General features: G+C 56.6%; 1 protein-coding gene. It reads left to right on the plus strand.

Going from position 1 to position 290, the window contains the following annotated elements; translation table 11 throughout:
- A partial coding sequence (locus E4487_RS24315; protein WP_257229497.1) for a GTP-binding protein occupies positions 1-290 on the plus strand: 290 nt, incomplete at both ends.

The raw sequence follows: 290 nt of genomic DNA on the forward strand, positions 1-290 counted from the left end.
AAATTCGAACGTAACAAACCGCACGTCAACGTCGGCACCATCGGTCACGTTGACCACGGTAAGACCACTCTGACCGCTGCTCTGACCCGTGTCTGCTCCGAAGTTTTCGGTTCGGCCAAGGTCGACTTCGACAAGATCGACAGCGCTCCGGAAGAAAAAGCTCGTGGTATCACCATCAACACTGCGCACGTAGAGTACGACTCCAACATTCGTCACTACGCGCACGTTGACTGCCCGGGCCACGCCGACTACGTGAAGAACATGATCACCGGTGCTGCCCAGATGGACGG

The sequence above is a fragment of the Pseudomonas sp. BMW13 genome (assembly GCF_013357275.1).
GTDB classification, from domain to species: Bacteria; Pseudomonadota; Gammaproteobacteria; order Pseudomonadales; family Pseudomonadaceae; genus Aquipseudomonas; species Aquipseudomonas khazarica.